Raw genomic sequence first — 15,757 nt, 5'->3', positions numbered from 1 at the left:
TTAGACCGAGGCCACATGACTGGCAGCCCGTGCAACAACTGGGAAATGCCGGGCAGACCATGTGATGTAGGTACTTTGCAACTGAAACATATCCACCTCAGCCGACACGCTTGCCGTCACTGTGGTACAGGTCGGCGAACATATCGGCCATGGCCTCCTCGCTCGGATCGTCCTGCATCTGCACGCTGACCGCACGACTCACCAACTGGTGGCGCCTCGGCAGGTGCAGGTCGTCAGGAATGCGCGGCCCATCGGTGAGATAGGCAACCGGCAGTTCATGACTGATGGCCAGGCTCAGGACTTCGCCCAGGCTGGCGGTTTCATCGAGTTTGGTCAGGATGCAGCCGGCCAGGCCACAGCGCTTGTAGCTGTGATAGGCGGCGGTCAGCACCTGCTTCTGGCTGGTAGTGGCCAGCACCAGATAATTCTTCGCGTGGATACCGCGTCCGGCCAGGGTTTCCAGCTGCATCCGCAGCGCCGGATCGCTGGCCTGCAGGCCGGCGGTATCGATCAGCACCACGCGCTTGCGCAGCAGTGGCTCCAGCGCCTGGGCCAGGGACTGGCCGGGGTCGACGTGGGTCACGGAAACGTTGAGGATGCGGCCGAGCGTCTTGAGCTGCTCCTGGGCGCCGATACGGAAGCTGTCCATGCTGACCAGCGCCAGGTTCTGCGCGCCGTACTTGAGCACATAGCGCGCCGCCAGCTTGGCCAGGGTGGTGGTCTTGCCCATGCCGGCCGGGCCGACCATGGCGATCACACCGCCCTCCTCGATGGGCTCGACGTCCGGCACGCGGATCATCCGCGCCAGGTGCGCCAGCAACATGCGCCAGCCGTGACGCGGGTCTTCGATCTCGACGGTGAGGTCCAGCAGATCGCGTGCCAGCGGACCGGACAGGCCGATGCGCTGCAGGCGGCGCCAGAGGTTGGCCTGGTGCGGCTTGCTGCCCTGCAGCTGGGTCCAGGCCAGGGAGCCCAACTGGACTTCCAGCAGCTCGCGCAGACCGGAGAGCTCGGAGCGCATGGAGTCGAACAGGCGCTGGTCGATCGGTGCTGCGGCCGGCGCCACCGGAGCCGGGGCAGGCTCTTCGATGCGCGGCTCGACCAGGGGCTCGGACGCCGTCAGCGGCAGGCCGGCGAACAGTTGCCGGTTGCCAGTATCGGTGTCGTTGCGGCTGGTCAGTTCGGCCTGGGCCGTGGCAATGCGCGACTGGGTCTTGCGCAGCTCGTCTTCCAGTTCCACGTTGGGCACGCGCGGGGCAAGGGCGGACAGCTTGTAGTCCAGCGCCGCCGTCAGCTCGACACCGCCAGCAATCCGTCGGTTGCCGATGATGGCGGCATCAGCCCCCAGCTCATCACGAACCAGCTTCATGGCTTGACGCATATCGGCGGCGAAAAAACGCTTAACTTGCATAACCCACTACCTCAGCCGTTGGGGCCCACTGTGGCAACGATGGTGACTTGCTTGTTGTCAGGTATTTCCTGATACGCCAAAACATGCAAATTCGGTACGGCCAGGCGACCGAAACGCGAAAGCATCTGCCGGATCGGTCCTGCTACCAGCAGGATGGCCGGCTGACCTTGCATCTCCTGACGCTGGGCAGCCTCGATCAGCGAACGCTGAAGCTTTTCAGCCATGCTTGGCTCAAGAAGAACACCGTCTTCCTGACCTTGCCCGGCCCTTTGCAGACTATTGAGCAAGATCTGTTCCAACCTTGGCTCAAGGGTGATGACGGGAAGCTCGGACTCAGTGCCGACAATGCTTTGAACGATAGCGCGACACAATCCGACGCGGACTGCGGCAACCAATGCGGCGGTATCTTGACTCTTGCTGGCATTGTTGGCGATCGCTTCGGCGATGCTCCGGATATCCCTGACGGGAACCTGCTCCGCGAGCAGCGCTTGCAAGACCTTCAACAACCCCGAGAGCGACAGCACGCCCGGCACGATTTCCTCGGCCAGCTTCGGCGACCCTTTGGCCAGGACAGCCAGCAACTGCTGGACTTCTTCGTGACCGATCAGTTCGTGGCAGTGCTTGTAGAGAATCTGGTTGAGGTGAGTGGCCACCACGGTACTGGCGTCCACCACGGTATAGCCGAGGGACTGCGCCTGGGCCCGCTGATTGACGTCGATCCACACCGCCTCGAGGCCGAAGGCCGGGTCGCGGGCGGCAATACCGCTGAGGGTACCGAACACCTGCCCCGGGTTGATCGCCATTTCCCGCTCCGGGTAGATCTCGGCCTCGGCGAGGATCACCCCCATCAGCGTCAGGCGATACGTACTCGGCGCCAGGTCGAGGTTGTCGCGGATGTGCACGGTGGGCATGAGGAAGCCCAGGTCCTGGGACAGCTTCTTGCGCACGCCCTTGATCCGTGCCAGCAATTGCCCACCCTGGTTGCGGTCCACCAGCGGAATCAGGCGATAGCCCACTTCAAGACCGATCATGTCGATCGGGGTGACGTCATCCCAGCCCAGCTCCTTGGTTTCCGCCGCGCGCTGTGGCGACGGCAGCAGATCCTGCTGGCGCTGCACCTCCTGGGCGGCCTTGACCTTGGCCTGGTTCTGCTTCTTCCACACCAGGTAGGCGCCGCCAGCAGCCAGCAGGCCGAGGCTGAGGAAGGCGATGTGCGGCATGCCCGGGACCAGGCCCATGACGATCATCAGGGCGGCAGACACCGCCAGCGCCTTGGGCGAATCGAACATCTGCCGGTTGATCTGCTTGCCCATGTCTTCCGAACCGGAAGCACGGGTCACCATGATCGCCGCAGCGGTGGACAGCAGCAGCGAGGGCAGCTGTGCCACCAGGCCGTCACCGATGGTCAGCAGGGCATAGACCTTGCCGGCATCGCCGAAGGTCATGCCGTGCTGGATCATGCCGATGGCCATGCCGCCGATCAGGTTGATGAACAGGATCAGCAGGCCGGCGATGGCATCACCACGAACGAACTTGCTGGCACCGTCCATGGAACCGTAGAACTCGGCCTCCTGGGCCACTTCGGCGCGACGGGCCTTGGCCTGGGCCTGGTCGATCAGACCGGCGTTGAGGTCGGCGTCGATGGCCATCTGCTTGCCGGGCATCGCGTCGAGGGTGAAACGCGCGCTGACCTCGGAAATCCGCCCGGCGCCCTTGGTCACCACGACGAAGTTGATGATCATCAGGATCGCGAATACCACGATACCGACCACGTAATTGCCGCCGATGACCACGTCGCCGAACGCCTGGATCACCTTGCCCGCGGCCTCGTGACCATCATGACCGTGAAGCAGTACCACGCGGGTCGAGGCGACGTTCAGCGCCAGCCGCAGCAGCGTCGCCACCAGCAGGATCGTGGGAAACGCGGCGAAGTCCAGCGGGCGCAAGGCGTAGACGCAGACCAGCAGAACGACGATGGACAGCGCAATGTTGAAGGTGAAGAACACGTCGAGCAGGAACGGCGGGATCGGCAACATCATCATTGCCAGCATGATCAGCAGCAGCACCGGCACCCCGAGGTTGCCCTTGCCCAGGCCGCTGAGATTGCTCCGCGCGCTGTTGATTAACTGAGTGCGATCCACCGGTTGTCCTCTTCAAGCAAAACTTTGACGCCAGGGGGGCGCCTGGCGCTGCTCTTTGCAAGAAGCTTTCCAACTTCGAAGAGATCAGGAATCGCGCCGCAGATCCGGTGGGATCGGCAAGTCCTTGAGCGGCTCGGGCGGCTTGCCCTTGCCGGCCTGGTGCTGGCGGATCTGGTAGACATAGGCCAGCACCTGGGCGACCGCAAGATACAGCCCCGCCGGGATCTCTTCTTCGAGCTCGGTGGAGTAGTAGATCGACCGCGCCAGCGCCGGCGACTCGAGCAACTGGATGTTGTGCTGCACCGCGATTTCGCGAATCTTCAGGGCAATGAAGTCCGTCCCCTTGGCCAGCAGCAACGGCGCCGATCCCTTTTCCGGATCGTATTTCAGCGCTACGGCGTAGTGCGTGGGGTTGGTGATGATCACATCGGCCTCGGGGACCGCCGCCATCATCCGCCGCTGCGAAATCTCGCGCTGGACCTGACGGATACGCTGCTTGACCTCCGGCTTGCCTTCGGTGTCCTTGTATTCGTCGCGCACTTCCTGCTTGGTCATCATCAGCTTCTGCTTGGCCTGCCAGAGCTGGATCGGGACGTCCACCGCAGCGATCAGCAACAGGCCGCACGCCATCCACATGGCACTCCAGCCGACCACCTGGACGCTGTGGATGATCGCCTGGTCGATAGGCTCGTTGGCAATTGCCAGCAGGTCGTCGCGGTCGGACGACAGCACCGCCAGCGCCACCAGCAGCACCACGAAGAACTTGGCCAGCGCCTTGAGCAACTCGGCCAGCGAGTGCATGGAGAACATCCGCTTGATCCCGGCCAGCGGGTTCATCCGGCTGAATTTCGGCGCCATGGTCCCCGCCGCGAACAGCCAGCCACCCAGGGCGATCGGCCCCAGAAGCGCCGCCAGCAGCAGCACCAGCAGCACCGGCTGGGTGGCGAGGATCGCCAGCTTGCCGGCCGCCAGCAGGAAGATGCCCATGTAGCGCTCGTCCATCAGCACTTCCCGGGGCAGACTGAAGTTGCCGCGCATGATCTCCATCAGGGCACCGGCCAGGTAGCCGCCGAACGCCAGCAGCGCCCCGGCCCCGGCCAGGGTGACGGCCACGGTATTGAGTTCCTTGGAACGCGCGATCTCACCCTTCTCCCGGGCGTCCGTCTTGCGCTTCTCCGTGGGGTCTTCTGTCTTGTCCTGACCGCTTTCGCTCTCGGCCATGCTCAGCGCGCCCGTGCCAGTTCACGCAGCCATTGCAGCGCTTCGGACGCCAATGACTGGTAATGGGAAAGAATGTCGGCCAGGCCGATCCAGAAAATCCCCATGCCCAGTACCAGGGTCATGGGAAAACCGATGGAAAAGATGTTCAACTGCGGCGCCGCGCGGGTCATCACGCCAAAGGCGATGTTGATCACCAGCAGTGCGGTGATGGCCGGCAGCACCAGCAGCAGGGCCGAGCCCATTACCCAGCCGAGACGCCCGGCCAGGTCCCAGAAATGATTGACCATGAGCCCGCTGCCCACCGGCAGCGTGGTGAAGCTCTCGGTCAACACCTCGAATACCACCAGATGGCCGTTCATGGACAGGAACAGCAACGTCACCAGCATGGTCAGGAACTGGCTGATCACCGTGGTGTTGACGCCGTTGGCCGGGTCGACCATGGAGGCAAACGCGAGGCCCATCTGGATCGCAACGATCTGACCGGCGATGACGAAGGCCTGGAACAGCAACTGCAGGGCCAGGCCGAACAGCGCTCCGATGAGGATCTGCTCGCCAATCAGCAGCAGTGCACTGAGGTCCAGCGCCTGGACCGTGGGCATTGGCGGCAAGGCGGGCACGATGACCACGGTAATGGCAACCGCGAAATACAGGCGTACGCGGGTCGGGATCAGGGTCGTGCCGAACACCGGCATGGTCATGAGCACGGCCGCCACGCGGAACAGCGGCAGCATGAACGTCGCCACCCAGGTGGATATCTGCGCGTCCGTCAGTTCCAGCATCGCCCGCTCAGCCGATCAACTGCGGGATGCTGCCGTACAACGACAGGATGTACTCCATGAACTTCTGCACCAGCCAGGGCCCGGCGACGATCAGGGTGACCAGCATCACCAGCAGGCGCGGCAGGAAGCTCAGGGTCTGTTCGTTGATCTGGGTGGCGGCCTGGAACATCGCCACCAGCAGGCCCACCAGCAGGCTTGGCACCACCAGCACGGCCACCATCAGGGTGGTCAGCCACAGGGCATCGCGGAACAGGTCTACGGCGACTTCAGGTGTCATGGTTCTCTCCCCGGCGCTATACGCCGCCGAAACTGCCGGCCAGCGTGCCGATGATCAGTGCCCAGCCATCCACCAGCACGAACAGCATGATCTTGAACGGCAGCGAAATGATCAGCGGCGACAGCATCATCATACCCATCGCCATCAGCACACTGGCCACCACCAGGTCGATGATCAGGAACGGGATGAAGATCATGAAACCGATCTGAAACGCGGTCTTGAGCTCCGAGGTGACGAACGCCGGCACCATGATGGTCAGCGGCACCTGGTCGGGACTGGCGATGTCGGTACGCTTGGACAGGCGCATGAACAGGTCGAGGTCGCTCTGCCGGGTCTGCGCCAGCATGAAGTCCTTGAGCGGTACCTGAGCCTTGTCGATGGCCTGTTGCGCGGTCAGGGTCTCGGCCAGGTAAGGCTGCAGGGCATCGCGATTCACCCGGTCGAATACCGGGGCCATGATGAACAGGGTCAGGAACAGCGCCAGGCCGATGAGGATCTGGTTGGAAGGCGTCTGCTGAAGACCGAGGGCCTGGCGCAGGATCGAGAAGACGATGATGATCCGGGTGAAACTGGTCATCAGGATGACGAACGCCGGAATGAAGCTCAGCGCCGTCATGATCAGCAGGATCTGCAGACTGACCGAATACTCCTGCTGGCCATCCGCCCCGTTGGACAGGGTGATGGCCGGAATCGACAGCGGGTCCGCCGCCACGGCCAGCGGCGCCGCCAGCAGCAACAGCAGCGTCAACAAGGTTCGCAAGGCGGGCATTACGGCTTGTCCTTCTGATCCTTGCCCAGCAACTCCATCAGGCGCTGGGCGAATTCCGGTGTGGCCGGCCGGGCATTGGCCGGCGCCGTGACAGGCTCGGCCATGACATGCAGGGTGGTCAGGCTGCCAGGGGTGTGGCCGACGAGGATCTGCTCGTTGCCCACCTGCACCAGCAACAGGCGGTCACGGGGACCGACCTGGCGACTGCCGACCACCTGGATCACCTGATTGGCAGCCGGCGCAGCGTTCTGCACCCGGCGCAGCAGCCAGGCGAGGAAGAAGATCAGCCCCAGCACCAGCAACAGGCCCAGGACCAGTTGGGTCAATTGCCCCGCCACGCTGCCAGAGGTTGCCGGCGCCACCACCGTGGCCGCCGGGCTGGCGCCGACTTGCGCAGCCCCGGCGATCGACTGCCAGAACAGGACAGGCGCCGCCAGCGCCAGGGAAACGAGCCGTTTCACTCAGCGCAGCTTCTTGATGCGTTCGCTCGGGCTGATCACGTCCGTCAGGCGAATGCCGAACTTCTCGTTGACCACCACCACCTCGCCATGGGCGATCAGCGTGCCGTTGACCAGCACGTCCAGCGGCTCGCCAGCCAGGCGATCCAGTTCGATCACCGAGCCCTGGTTCAGTTGCAGCAGGTTGCGGATGTTGATTTCGGTGCTGCCCACTTCCATGGAAATGTTCACCGGGATATCGAGGATCACGTCCAGGTTCGGCCCATCCAGGCTGACCTGGTCGTTAGGGCGTGGCGAACTGCCGAACTCTTCCATCGGCAGACGGCTGGCGCCGCCACCGGAAGCACCGCTGTCACCCGCCATCAGGGCGTCGATATCAGCCTGGCCAGCATCACCGGTTTCGCTCAGGGCAGCCGCCCACTCATCGGCCAGGGCCTGTTCTTCCAGGGAAGTAATATCGTTTTCGTTAGCCATCTTGTCCTCGACGGGCAATCAATTCGGTTAATGAGAGGTCGGGCGCTCAGCGCCGCTCGATCGGTGCCTTGATCTGCAGGGCCAGGGTGCCCTTGTGCGAACCCAGCCGGGCCTTGAACGACGGTACGCCATTGGCGCGCACGACCAGGTCCTCGGGCAGCTCGACCGGAATCACGTCGCCCGGCTGCATGTGCAGGATGTCGCGCAACTTCAACTGGCGGCGGGCCACGGTGGCGCTCAGCGGCACGCTGACGTCCAGCACGTCTTCGCGCAGGGCCTTGACCCAGCGCTCGTCCTGGTCGTCCAGGTCGGACTGGAAACCGGCATCGAGCATTTCCCGCACCGGCTCGATCATCGAGTACGGCATGGTCACATGCAGGTCGCCGCCACCACCGTCGAGCTCGATATGGAAGGTCGAGACCACCACGGCTTCGCTGGGGCCGACGATGTTGGCCATGGCCGGGTTGACCTCGGAGTTTATGTACTCGAAGTTGACCGGCATGATCGCCTGCCACGCTTCCTTGAGATCGACGAAGGCCTGATCCAGCACCATGCGAACCACTCGCAGCTCGGTCGGAGTGAACTCGCGCCCTTCGATCTTGGCGTGACGGCCATCGCCGCCGAAGAAATTGTCCACCAGCTTGAACACCAGCTTGGCGTCGAGGATGAACAGCGAGGTGCCACGCAGCGGCTTGATCTTCACCAAGTTGAGGCTGGTGGGAACATACAGCGAATGCACGTACTCGCCGAACTTCATTACCTGCACCCCGCCCACCGCCACGTCAGCCGAGCGACGCAACAGGTTGAACATGCTGACGCGGGTGTAACGGGCGAAGCGCTCGTTGATCATTTCCAGGGTCGGCATGCGACCACGGACGATCCGGTCCTGGCTGGTCAGGTCGTAACTCTTGACACTGCCGGGCTCGGCACTGGATTCGGTTTGCACCAGGCCGTCGTCGACCCCGTGCAAGAGGGCATCGATCTCATCCTGGGACAGCAGGTCCTGCACGGCCATCTTCGGCTCCTACTGCAATACGAAATTGGTGAACAGCAGTTGGTCCACGACCAGCTTGCCGACTTCCTTCTGTGCCACTTCCTGGACGCTGGCGGTCGCTTTCTGGCGCAGCATCTCCTGACCCACCGGCGTTGCCAGGGATTCGAACGACTGGCCCGAGAAGAGCATCACCAGGTTGTTGCGGATCACCGGCATGTGCACTTTCAGGGCGTCCAGCGAGGCCTGGTCACGGGCCTGCATTGTGATGCTCACCTGCATGTAGCGCTGACGGCCGTTCTGGTTGAAGTTGACCACGAACGCCGGCGACATGGACTCGTAGATGGCCGGCTGCTTGACGTTGGCCGCTGCGGCCGCGGCAGCCGGATCGACCTCCGGCTTGCTGTCCGACTTGTGCAGGAAGAACCAGGTTGCACCCACCGACAAGCCAATGGCCAGCAACAGGGCCAGCACCAACAGCAGGATCAGCTTGAGTTTGCCTTTTGCGGCGGGGTCTTTCACTGCTTCGCTTTTCGCCATGCCAATAATCCGTCACTCACAGGAGGTTTGTTCCACTATGGCGAGTGGTCGAGCAAGTGTTATGCCAGATTCAGGCGAAGGTTCCGGGAACCGCCGCCCGCTCGAAGCGGGCGACGGTGCGGGCGTGGTTCAGACCACGTAATCGACGGTGCTGGAGCCGATCACCGTTTGCGTTTCCACCGCGTCGGTAGCGGCAGCGACAGTACCATCGGCCACCTCGGCGTTGCGCCGGGCAGCGACGCCACTCATCTTCGGTGTGTCGTCCTGGTTGCCGCCCTGCTGCTGGCGGGACTGGTCAGCGACGTTGACGTCCGGTTGCGCCAGGCCTTGCTGGCTGAACATCTCGCGCAGACGATGGACCTGGCCCTCGAGCGCATCACGCACACCGGCGTGGCCACTGGTGAAGGTGATCTGCGCCGCCTGATCGACGGCCATGTTCACCTTGATGTCCAGGCGCCCGAGTTCCTTGGGCTCGAGCTGGATGTCGGCAGACTTGAGGTTCTGGCTGGACAGGTACATGACCCGGTTCACCAGCCCCTCGGTCCAGCCGCTCTGATTCATCGCCAGCGGCTGATGCAAGGGCGCGGGCGCCACGGCATTGGCGGTCTTCGGCGTGGCGGCCTGGGTCAGGGAGGCGAGGCGATTGGCGAAATCGTCGACGCGGGTATCGCTGCTGGCCCCCTTGAGGTCCTTGAGGCCGTCGTCGATCAGGTTGGCGAAAGCTTTTTCGCCGCCTTCGGACTGGCCGGCATCGGCGTCTGCCGACTCGACCATCTGCGCCAGCGTATTGACGGCCGGCTGCTGCCCGGCGGCGGCATCGGTTGGCGTGTTGCCTTTGGCGTGGGTCGACGTGGTGCCCTGCGCCTGGGCATTCTGCTCAAGCGCCAATCGCAGCACCGGCAGCTCGGCCAATGGATCACCCTCCGGATCGAACGGCCCTTCCTCCGTCGTCACCGCGGCAGGCACAGGTTGCTGGGTGGCAGCCTGAAGTACCGGCGCAACGGTTTCGGCCTGGGCCTGCAGCAGTTGTGCGCCCTGCGGGGCGTCGGTCAACTGACCGGCGACCAGGTTGGCGTCCAGCGATTTGGGATCGTCGCTGGCCGGGTCGGTCGCATCGGCCTGGTCGGCACTCTGGGCCTTGGCATCCGGGTCATCAGGCAATTTATTGCCACCATCGGCAACCTTGCCGGCAGCGTCCTTGTCCGCCTTGCCGTAATTTGCCGCCGGCTTGTCAACGCCGCCCCTGTCGCGCACCGGCGCTTCGATCTTGCCGTCGGGCTTGTCCCGGGTGTGCTGCGCATAGACCTGGGAAAAGTCGGAACCCTTGTCGTTGAGGCTTTGCTGGGCCTTGTCCAGGGTGCTGTTCTGGGCACGCGCAGCCTTGCTGGCAGTACCGGTTTGCAGCAATGGATTTGAAGCGACGGGCATGAAAAAGGTCTCCGCTACAGAAGCTCGTCAACACGAATAGCGAAGCCTACGCAAAAGTCGCGCCAGTTTTGCTCCCACGGCAAGACCGGCGCCTCGCTCAACTGACCCGCACGCGCTGGCACTCTTCGCGAAAGACCTGACGCACTTCACCGAATTCGCGACGGATCTGGTTGATCAGATGTTCGATGCCGAACAGCGCCTGGCTGTGAACCTGCTCTTCCAGCTGGCGGCACAGCTCGGCCAGTTGATGGGCGCCCATATTGCTGGCGCTGCCCTTGAAGCTGTGCGCGGCCTGTCCCAGCTCTTCGGCATTGCGCGCGGAAAAGAGCTGCCGCAGACGTTCCTCCGAATCGGCCAGGAAGGTTTCCAGCAACTTGATGTAGCCATCCTCCATGACATCCTGGAGATCGCTCAACACCTTGCGGTCAACATGCGTATCGGACACTTGTTCACTCCTTGATCAAGCCCTGGATTATGCCAGAGCGTCCCAGGCAAACTCCACGCATGCGCGGCGCCCGCCGTCTGTCCATTCAGCCTGCCGGCTCAACCCTTTCACAAGATTCAGACCACGACCACACAGCCGTTGTTCAACACCCGGCTGGCACTGCACCTTGCTCAGGTCGAAACCGGCGCCGCTGTCTTCGACTTCGATGACCAGACGCCCTCCGCCCTCGCGGGGCTCGACCTTCAGCAGCAGACGGATATAGCCGTGGTTCAGGGCTTCCAGCCGCCGGTTACGCTCTTCGTAATAACTGGCAAAGCCTTGCGCGTCACGCTTAAGTGCCGAGTCCAGGCCCAGCACACCGTGCTCCAGGGCATTGGAATACAGCTCGTTGAGCACGCTGTGCAACGCCCCGCTCTGCACCCTGAGCCCATGGATTTCCTGAAGGAGCTGCATCAGGCAAGGCAGCGGGTTGAAACGCTTGAGCGTCTGGGCCCGAAATTCGAACGACAGCGACCAATCCAGCGGGCTCGACTGCCCGCTGTCGGAATACACTACCGGTGGCGGTACCAACCGCTCAGGCGGCACCACGGTGATTTCAAGCATGCTGACATCATCCCGCGCCCGCCCACGAAACCGCTCCAGTGCCTGCAGCACATCCTCGAACAGGTGCCCGGGTTGCCGGCTGTCGGCAAAGACCTGCTGCAACCGCTCGACACCGAACAGTTGCTCGTGCTCGCTACAGGTATCCACCACACCATCGGACAGCAGGAACAGGCGGTCGCCCAGCGCCAGCGGCAAGACGTCGGTATGCCCGTCGAAGCGCTCCGGCGGCAGTACGCCCAGCGGCAAATGCCGCGACACCATGGGAATCGGCTCGCCGCCGGCAACCGGCAACAGATAGCCGTCAGGCATTCCGCCATTCCACACTTCGACCACGCGCCGCTCGAAACTCAGGTTGAGCAGCAGTGCACAGCAGAACATGTCCACCGGCAGGATGCGTTTGAGCTTGGCATTCATTTCCCGCAGGGTTTCGGCCAGGCCGTACCCCTTGGCCGTCATGCCATAGAACACTTCGGCCAGCGGCATGGCCCCGACGGCGGCCGGCAACCCGTGGCCGGTGAAATCTCCCAGCAGCACGTGCATTTCGCCGGTGGGCGTGAACGCCGCCAGCAGCAGATCGCCATTGAACAGGGCGTAGGGCGATTGCAGGTAGCGAATGTTCGGCGCGCTCAGGCAGCCACCATGGGCCACCTGATCGAAAACGGCCTTGGCCACCCGCTGTTCGTTGAGCAGATGATCGTGATGCCGGGCGATCTGGTCGCGCTGCTCCAGCACCGTAGCCTGCAGACGCCGCAGGCGATCCATCGCCTTGATCTTGGCTGCCAGCACCGCCGGACTGTAGGGCTTGGCCAGAAAATCGTCGCCGCCCGCCTCCAGGCAACGTACCAGCGCCTCGTCTTCGGTCAGCGAGGTCAGGAAGATGATCGGCACCAGGGCCTCACCTGCCAGGCGCTTGATGCGCCGGGCGGCCTCGAAACCATCCATCACCGGCATGACCGCATCGAGCAGCACCAGTTGCGGCCGCTCTTCGGCGAACAGCGCCACCGCCAGCTCACCGTTCTCGGCGGTGATGACCCGATGCCCTTGTTTGCGAACGATGGTGGCCAGCAGGAGACGATCGGTCGCACCGTCTTCGGCGATGAGGACAGTGAGCGGCCGAGCGTCGTTCATGAGCGAATTCAAGCTATGACGAACAGCTTGTCGAAATTGGAGATCGCGAGAATCTTGCGCACATCGGAATTGGCGTTGATCACTCGAACATCCGCTTCTTCTCCGCCGGCATAGTCACGCAACAGCAGCAACATGCCCAACGCGGAACTGTCCAGGTACGTGGTGTCCATCAGGTCGACCACCACGGCATCGGGCCGGTGCACCTGACGCTCGTAGGAGTCGCGAAACTCCTGATGCTTGCCGAAATCGAAACGACCCTTGACGCGGATCGTCAGCTCTTTCCCTTCCTGAGAAAAATCGGACTCAACAGCCATGTTTGCGCTTCCTTCGAAGATGGCCTGGCGTGGACATCTAAAGGTTTAGCAGTGGTCGGTCGGCCGGGCAACCCGCACCGACCAACGCCAGCCCCTCAGAAACGGTCGTGCCGGGGCAGGCGCTGAGACAGTTCGTCGAGCAGCTTCTGCTCGCGCTTGTCCTCGATCAGGCGGGCTTCCTCGATATAGCGCTGGACCAGCTTGCGCAACCCTTCGACGCGCGCGTAAGCCTCCTGCCAGGTGGTACGGGCGCTGTTGAGGTTGTTCTGGTGCCAGGTCAGGCTCTGGTGCTGCTGGGCGACGGCGGTGTCGAGCTGGCCCAGAAAGCGGTGAAACCCCACCAGCCACTTGCCACTCACGCCCTGCCCGCCGCGCTGCATCCACTGTTGCTGGTAATCGGAACGGAACTGGTCAAGCTCAGCCAGCTTGGCCTGCGCCAGGCTGACCTGTTGCTGGAAGTGCCCCAGACGCTGGGCTGCCTTGCGCTCGGCGTCCTCGGCCATCTCCACCACCGGGGCCAGGCGAGCAGCGCGACTGGGCTGGGCCATGACCTATCAGCCCGCCGCCAAGGGCGTGAAGACGCTCGCCAGGTGCTCGCGGCTCTGGGTCAGCCCCACGTTCTCATTGAGTCCCTGGCGCAGGAAATGCACGAGCTTGGGCTGCAGCGAGATCGCAAGGTCAGTTTCCTTGTCACCTCCGGCGACGTAGGCGCCGACGCTGATCAGGTCACGGCTCTGCGAAAGACGCGACCACAGCTGCTTGAACTGCTGCGCCTGCGTCATCTGCTCGGGCGTCACCACTTGCGGCATGACCCGGCTGATGGAAGCTTCGATGTCGATGGCCGGATAATGCCCCTCCTCGGCCAGCCGCCGCGACAGCACGATGTGGCCATCGAGCACGCCTCGCGCCGAGTCGGCGATCGGATCCTGCTGGTCGTCGCCTTCGGACAGCACAGTGTAGAACGCGGTGATCGAGCCACCGCCCGCCTCGCCGTTACCGGCCCGCTCCACAAGCTTGGGCAGCTTGGCGAACACCGACGGCGGATACCCCTTGGTCGCCGGTGGTTCGCCGATGGCCAGGGCGATTTCCCGCTGCGCCTGGGCAAAACGGGTCAGGGAGTCCATGAGCAACAGGACGTTCTTGCCCTTGTCGCGGAAGTATTCGGCGATCCGCGTGCAGTACATCGCCGCGCGCAGCCGCATCAGCGGCGCATCGTCCGCAGGCGACGCCACCACCACCGAGCGCTTGAGGCCCTCGGTGCCGAGGATGTGCTCGATGAATTCCTTCACCTCGCGACCCCGCTCGCCGATCAGGCCAACGACGATGATGTCGGCTTCGGTAAAGCGGGTCATCATGCCCAGCAGCACACTCTTGCCCACGCCAGTACCGGCGAACAGGCCGAGCCGCTGGCCGCGACCCACGGTGAGCAGGCCATTGATGCTGCGAATGCCGACATCCAGCGGCACGTGAATGGGGTCGCGATTGAGCGGGTTGATGGTCGGACCGTCCATCGGCACCCAGTCCTCGGCCTTCATCCCGCCCTTGCCGTCGAGAGCGCGACCGGCGCCGTCCAGCACCCGGCCAAGCATGCTCATGCCCATGGGCAGGCGCCCGCTGTCGTCCAGTGGCACCACACGGGCGCCAGGGGCGATGCCCGCCACGCTGCCCACCGGCATCAGAAACACCTTGCCGCCGGCAAAGCCCATGACTTCGGCCTCGACTTCCACCGGGTGATAGCTGTCATCGTTGATGACCAGGCAACGGCTGCCGACCGCAGCACGCAAGCCCTCCGCTTCAAGGGTCAGGCCGACCATCCGCAACAGGCGCCCTTCGACGACGGGCTGGGTCGGCAGGCTGATGGCTTCGGCATAGGTTCCCAGACGCTTGCCGAAACTGGTCCGGTCAAGGCGCATCGCTGGTTTCCGTTTCTTGCTCGGGGGCGCTCACCTTGTCTTGCAGCTCGATATGCAGATCAGCGGCTGCCGGGTGCAGCCCTTGATCGTGCAACTGATCGAACAATTGCTTCATGGCTTTTTCGATACGGGTTTCAACGGTGGCGTCGATGCGGCTGTGGGCCGTTTCGATCCAGCAGCCCCCGGGTTGCAGGCTGTCATCCTCGAGCAGACGCCAGTTCTCTTCATGACGCTCGCGCAAGGCCTTGGCCAGGGCGAAATCCTGCGGGTTGACATGGATGCGGATGTTCTCGGCGCCCATCGGCAGCAGCTTGAGGGCTTCGCGCAGGACATGGGTGATCTGGCTCGAATCGGTGCGCAGTTCGCGGCCGATCACTTCCCGGGCGATATGGCTGACCAGGTGCACCAGTTGCTTTTCGATCTGCGCGTCCTGCTCGGCAATCGGGTCGAGCAAGTGCCCCATCAGTTGCTCCAGGCTTTCCAGCCGGGCATTGAGCGCCACCTCGGCTTCCTGGCGGACCTTGAGCTGGGTGCTGTGGAAACCCTCGCGCTCGCCGGTGGCGAAGCCTTCGTTGTAGGCCTCCTGACGGATGCTCTCGAGTTCTTCGAGGGTCAGCGGCTGGACTTCCTCCAGCGGCACTTCCTCGACTTCCTCGGTCAGTTCCGGCGCAGGCTCGGGCTCTGGTTGCGGCTCGGGCTCGGGATCGAAGCTGGGCAGCGCCCAGCGATCGAACCCCTCGAGATCGCGGGCGCGGATCAGTTCACTCAAATGCTCGTTGGTCGACATGATTCCATGCGCTCGAAAGTCGGTTTGCGGATGATCGGCCTTTGCAGGTGGCGGGCGCTACCCGGAAGACCCCAGCAT

17 protein-coding genes are annotated in these 15,757 nt (G+C 63.5%); all 17 read right to left on the bottom strand.

Annotated features, from left to right (window positions below):
* Nucleotides 1-97: 97 nt before the first annotated feature.
* The 17 genes from flhF to fliH all read right to left on the bottom strand — a co-directional run bounded on the left by flhF (nucleotide 98) and on the right by fliH (nucleotide 15,679).
* Complete coding sequence (flhF, locus tag AC05QJ_RS10650) at nucleotides 98-1,411, bottom strand: flagellar biosynthesis protein FlhF (protein WP_476746820.1); 1,314 nt, start codon at nucleotides 1,409-1,411, stop codon at nucleotides 98-100.
* 11 nt (nucleotides 1,412-1,422) lie between these two features.
* Entirely contained in the window at nucleotides 1,423-3,552 is a 2,130-nt protein-coding gene (flhA, locus tag AC05QJ_RS10645; protein ID WP_476746819.1) for a flagellar biosynthesis protein FlhA, read from the bottom strand.
* 84 nt (nucleotides 3,553-3,636) lie between these two features.
* Nucleotides 3,637-4,773 (bottom strand): flagellar biosynthesis protein FlhB, encoded by a 1,137-nt coding sequence (gene flhB / locus AC05QJ_RS10640; RefSeq protein WP_476746818.1) that lies wholly within the window; start codon nucleotides 4,771-4,773, stop codon nucleotides 3,637-3,639.
* Nucleotides 4,774-4,775: 2 nt separating this feature from the next.
* On the bottom strand, nucleotides 4,776-5,552 hold the full coding sequence (gene fliR, locus AC05QJ_RS10635; RefSeq protein WP_476746817.1) for a flagellar biosynthetic protein FliR: 777 nt from the start codon (nucleotides 5,550-5,552) through the stop codon (nucleotides 4,776-4,778).
* A 7-nt stretch (nucleotides 5,553-5,559) separates the two neighbouring features.
* Nucleotides 5,560-5,829: a flagellar biosynthesis protein FliQ gene (fliQ, locus tag AC05QJ_RS10630; RefSeq protein WP_400172261.1), complete on the bottom strand. Its 270-nt coding sequence runs from the start codon at nucleotides 5,827-5,829 to the stop codon at nucleotides 5,560-5,562.
* A 16-nt stretch (nucleotides 5,830-5,845) separates the two neighbouring features.
* Complete coding sequence (gene fliP, locus AC05QJ_RS10625; RefSeq protein ID WP_476746816.1) at nucleotides 5,846-6,598, bottom strand: flagellar type III secretion system pore protein FliP; 753 nt, start codon at nucleotides 6,596-6,598, stop codon at nucleotides 5,846-5,848.
* Nucleotides 6,598-7,059, bottom strand: a complete 462-nt coding sequence (gene fliO / locus AC05QJ_RS10620; protein ID WP_476746815.1) for a flagellar biosynthetic protein FliO — start codon at nucleotides 7,057-7,059, stop codon at nucleotides 6,598-6,600. Before fliO ends, fliP begins: the two co-directional genes overlap by 1 nt.
* A complete protein-coding gene (fliN, locus tag AC05QJ_RS10615) occupies nucleotides 7,060-7,530 on the bottom strand; it encodes a flagellar motor switch protein FliN (protein ID WP_476746814.1) in 471 nt (156 codons plus the stop codon).
* 46 nt (nucleotides 7,531-7,576) lie between these two features.
* On the bottom strand, nucleotides 7,577-8,545 hold the full coding sequence (fliM, locus tag AC05QJ_RS10610) for a flagellar motor switch protein FliM (RefSeq protein WP_476746813.1): 969 nt from the start codon (nucleotides 8,543-8,545) through the stop codon (nucleotides 7,577-7,579).
* A 9-nt stretch (nucleotides 8,546-8,554) separates the two neighbouring features.
* Nucleotides 8,555-9,061: a flagellar basal body-associated protein FliL gene (fliL, locus tag AC05QJ_RS10605; RefSeq protein ID WP_476746811.1), complete on the bottom strand. Its 507-nt coding sequence runs from the start codon at nucleotides 9,059-9,061 to the stop codon at nucleotides 8,555-8,557.
* Nucleotides 9,062-9,190: 129 nt separating this feature from the next.
* Nucleotides 9,191-10,489: a flagellar hook-length control protein FliK gene (locus AC05QJ_RS10600; RefSeq protein WP_476746810.1), complete on the bottom strand. Its 1,299-nt coding sequence runs from the start codon at nucleotides 10,487-10,489 to the stop codon at nucleotides 9,191-9,193.
* A gap of 97 nt (nucleotides 10,490-10,586) precedes the next feature.
* On the bottom strand, nucleotides 10,587-10,934 hold the full coding sequence (locus tag AC05QJ_RS10595) for an Hpt domain-containing protein (protein WP_476746809.1): 348 nt from the start codon (nucleotides 10,932-10,934) through the stop codon (nucleotides 10,587-10,589).
* Nucleotides 10,935-10,961: 27 nt separating this feature from the next.
* Nucleotides 10,962-12,665 carry a SpoIIE family protein phosphatase gene (locus AC05QJ_RS10590; protein WP_476746808.1) on the bottom strand — a complete coding sequence of 568 codons (1,704 nt, stop codon included), beginning with the start codon at nucleotides 12,663-12,665 and terminating at the stop codon, nucleotides 10,962-10,964.
* Between the two features lie 8 nt (nucleotides 12,666-12,673).
* Entirely contained in the window at nucleotides 12,674-12,979 is a 306-nt protein-coding gene (locus AC05QJ_RS10585) for an STAS domain-containing protein (RefSeq protein ID WP_476746807.1), read from the bottom strand.
* Nucleotides 12,980-13,074: 95 nt separating this feature from the next.
* Nucleotides 13,075-13,527 carry a flagellar export protein FliJ gene (gene fliJ / locus AC05QJ_RS10580; protein WP_476746806.1) on the bottom strand — a complete coding sequence of 151 codons (453 nt, stop codon included), beginning with the start codon at nucleotides 13,525-13,527 and terminating at the stop codon, nucleotides 13,075-13,077.
* Nucleotides 13,528-13,533: 6 nt separating this feature from the next.
* Nucleotides 13,534-14,892 (bottom strand): flagellar protein export ATPase FliI, encoded by a 1,359-nt coding sequence (gene fliI / locus AC05QJ_RS10575; protein WP_476746805.1) that lies wholly within the window; start codon nucleotides 14,890-14,892, stop codon nucleotides 13,534-13,536.
* A complete protein-coding gene (gene fliH, locus AC05QJ_RS10570) occupies nucleotides 14,882-15,679 on the bottom strand; it encodes a flagellar assembly protein FliH (RefSeq protein ID WP_476746804.1) in 798 nt (265 codons plus the stop codon). Before fliH ends, fliI begins: the two co-directional genes overlap by 11 nt.
* Between the last annotated feature and the right edge of the window lie 78 nt (nucleotides 15,680-15,757).

This window comes from Pseudomonas sp. TUM25319 (assembly GCF_056388475.1).
The sequence above is the reverse complement of the archived record's forward strand: the minus strand, read 5'-3'. Positions and strand labels throughout refer to the sequence as shown.

What these genes read in the sequence shown, in the direction of transcription:
- flhF (WP_476746820.1), bottom strand. Translation starts at nt 1,411, where the DNA reads ATGCAAGTTAAGCGTTTTTTCGCCGCCGATATGCGTCAAGCCATGAAG.
- flhB (WP_476746818.1), bottom strand. Translation starts at nt 4,773, where the DNA reads ATGGCCGAGAGCGAAAGCGGTCAGGACAAGACAGAAGACCCCACGGAG.
- fliR (WP_476746817.1), bottom strand. Translation starts at nt 5,552, where the DNA reads ATGCTGGAACTGACGGACGCGCAGATATCCACCTGGGTGGCGACGTTC.
- fliQ (WP_400172261.1), bottom strand. Translation starts at nt 5,829, where the DNA reads ATGACACCTGAAGTCGCCGTAGACCTGTTCCGCGATGCCCTGTGGCTG.
- fliP (WP_476746816.1), bottom strand. Translation starts at nt 6,598, where the DNA reads ATGCCCGCCTTGCGAACCTTGTTGACGCTGCTGTTGCTGCTGGCGGCG.
- fliN (WP_476746814.1), bottom strand. Translation starts at nt 7,530, where the DNA reads ATGGCTAACGAAAACGATATTACTTCCCTGGAAGAACAGGCCCTGGCC.
- fliM (WP_476746813.1), bottom strand. Translation starts at nt 8,545, where the DNA reads ATGGCCGTGCAGGACCTGCTGTCCCAGGATGAGATCGATGCCCTCTTG.
- fliL (WP_476746811.1), bottom strand. Translation starts at nt 9,061, where the DNA reads ATGGCGAAAAGCGAAGCAGTGAAAGACCCCGCCGCAAAAGGCAAACTC.
- AC05QJ_RS10600 (WP_476746810.1), bottom strand. Translation starts at nt 10,489, where the DNA reads ATGCCCGTCGCTTCAAATCCATTGCTGCAAACCGGTACTGCCAGCAAG.
- AC05QJ_RS10590 (WP_476746808.1), bottom strand. Translation starts at nt 12,665, where the DNA reads ATGAACGACGCTCGGCCGCTCACTGTCCTCATCGCCGAAGACGGTGCG.
- AC05QJ_RS10585 (WP_476746807.1), bottom strand. Translation starts at nt 12,979, where the DNA reads ATGGCTGTTGAGTCCGATTTTTCTCAGGAAGGGAAAGAGCTGACGATC.
- fliJ (WP_476746806.1), bottom strand. Translation starts at nt 13,527, where the DNA reads ATGGCCCAGCCCAGTCGCGCTGCTCGCCTGGCCCCGGTGGTGGAGATG.
- fliI (WP_476746805.1), bottom strand. Translation starts at nt 14,892, where the DNA reads ATGCGCCTTGACCGGACCAGTTTCGGCAAGCGTCTGGGAACCTATGCC.
- fliH (WP_476746804.1), bottom strand. Translation starts at nt 15,679, where the DNA reads ATGTCGACCAACGAGCATTTGAGTGAACTGATCCGCGCCCGCGATCTC.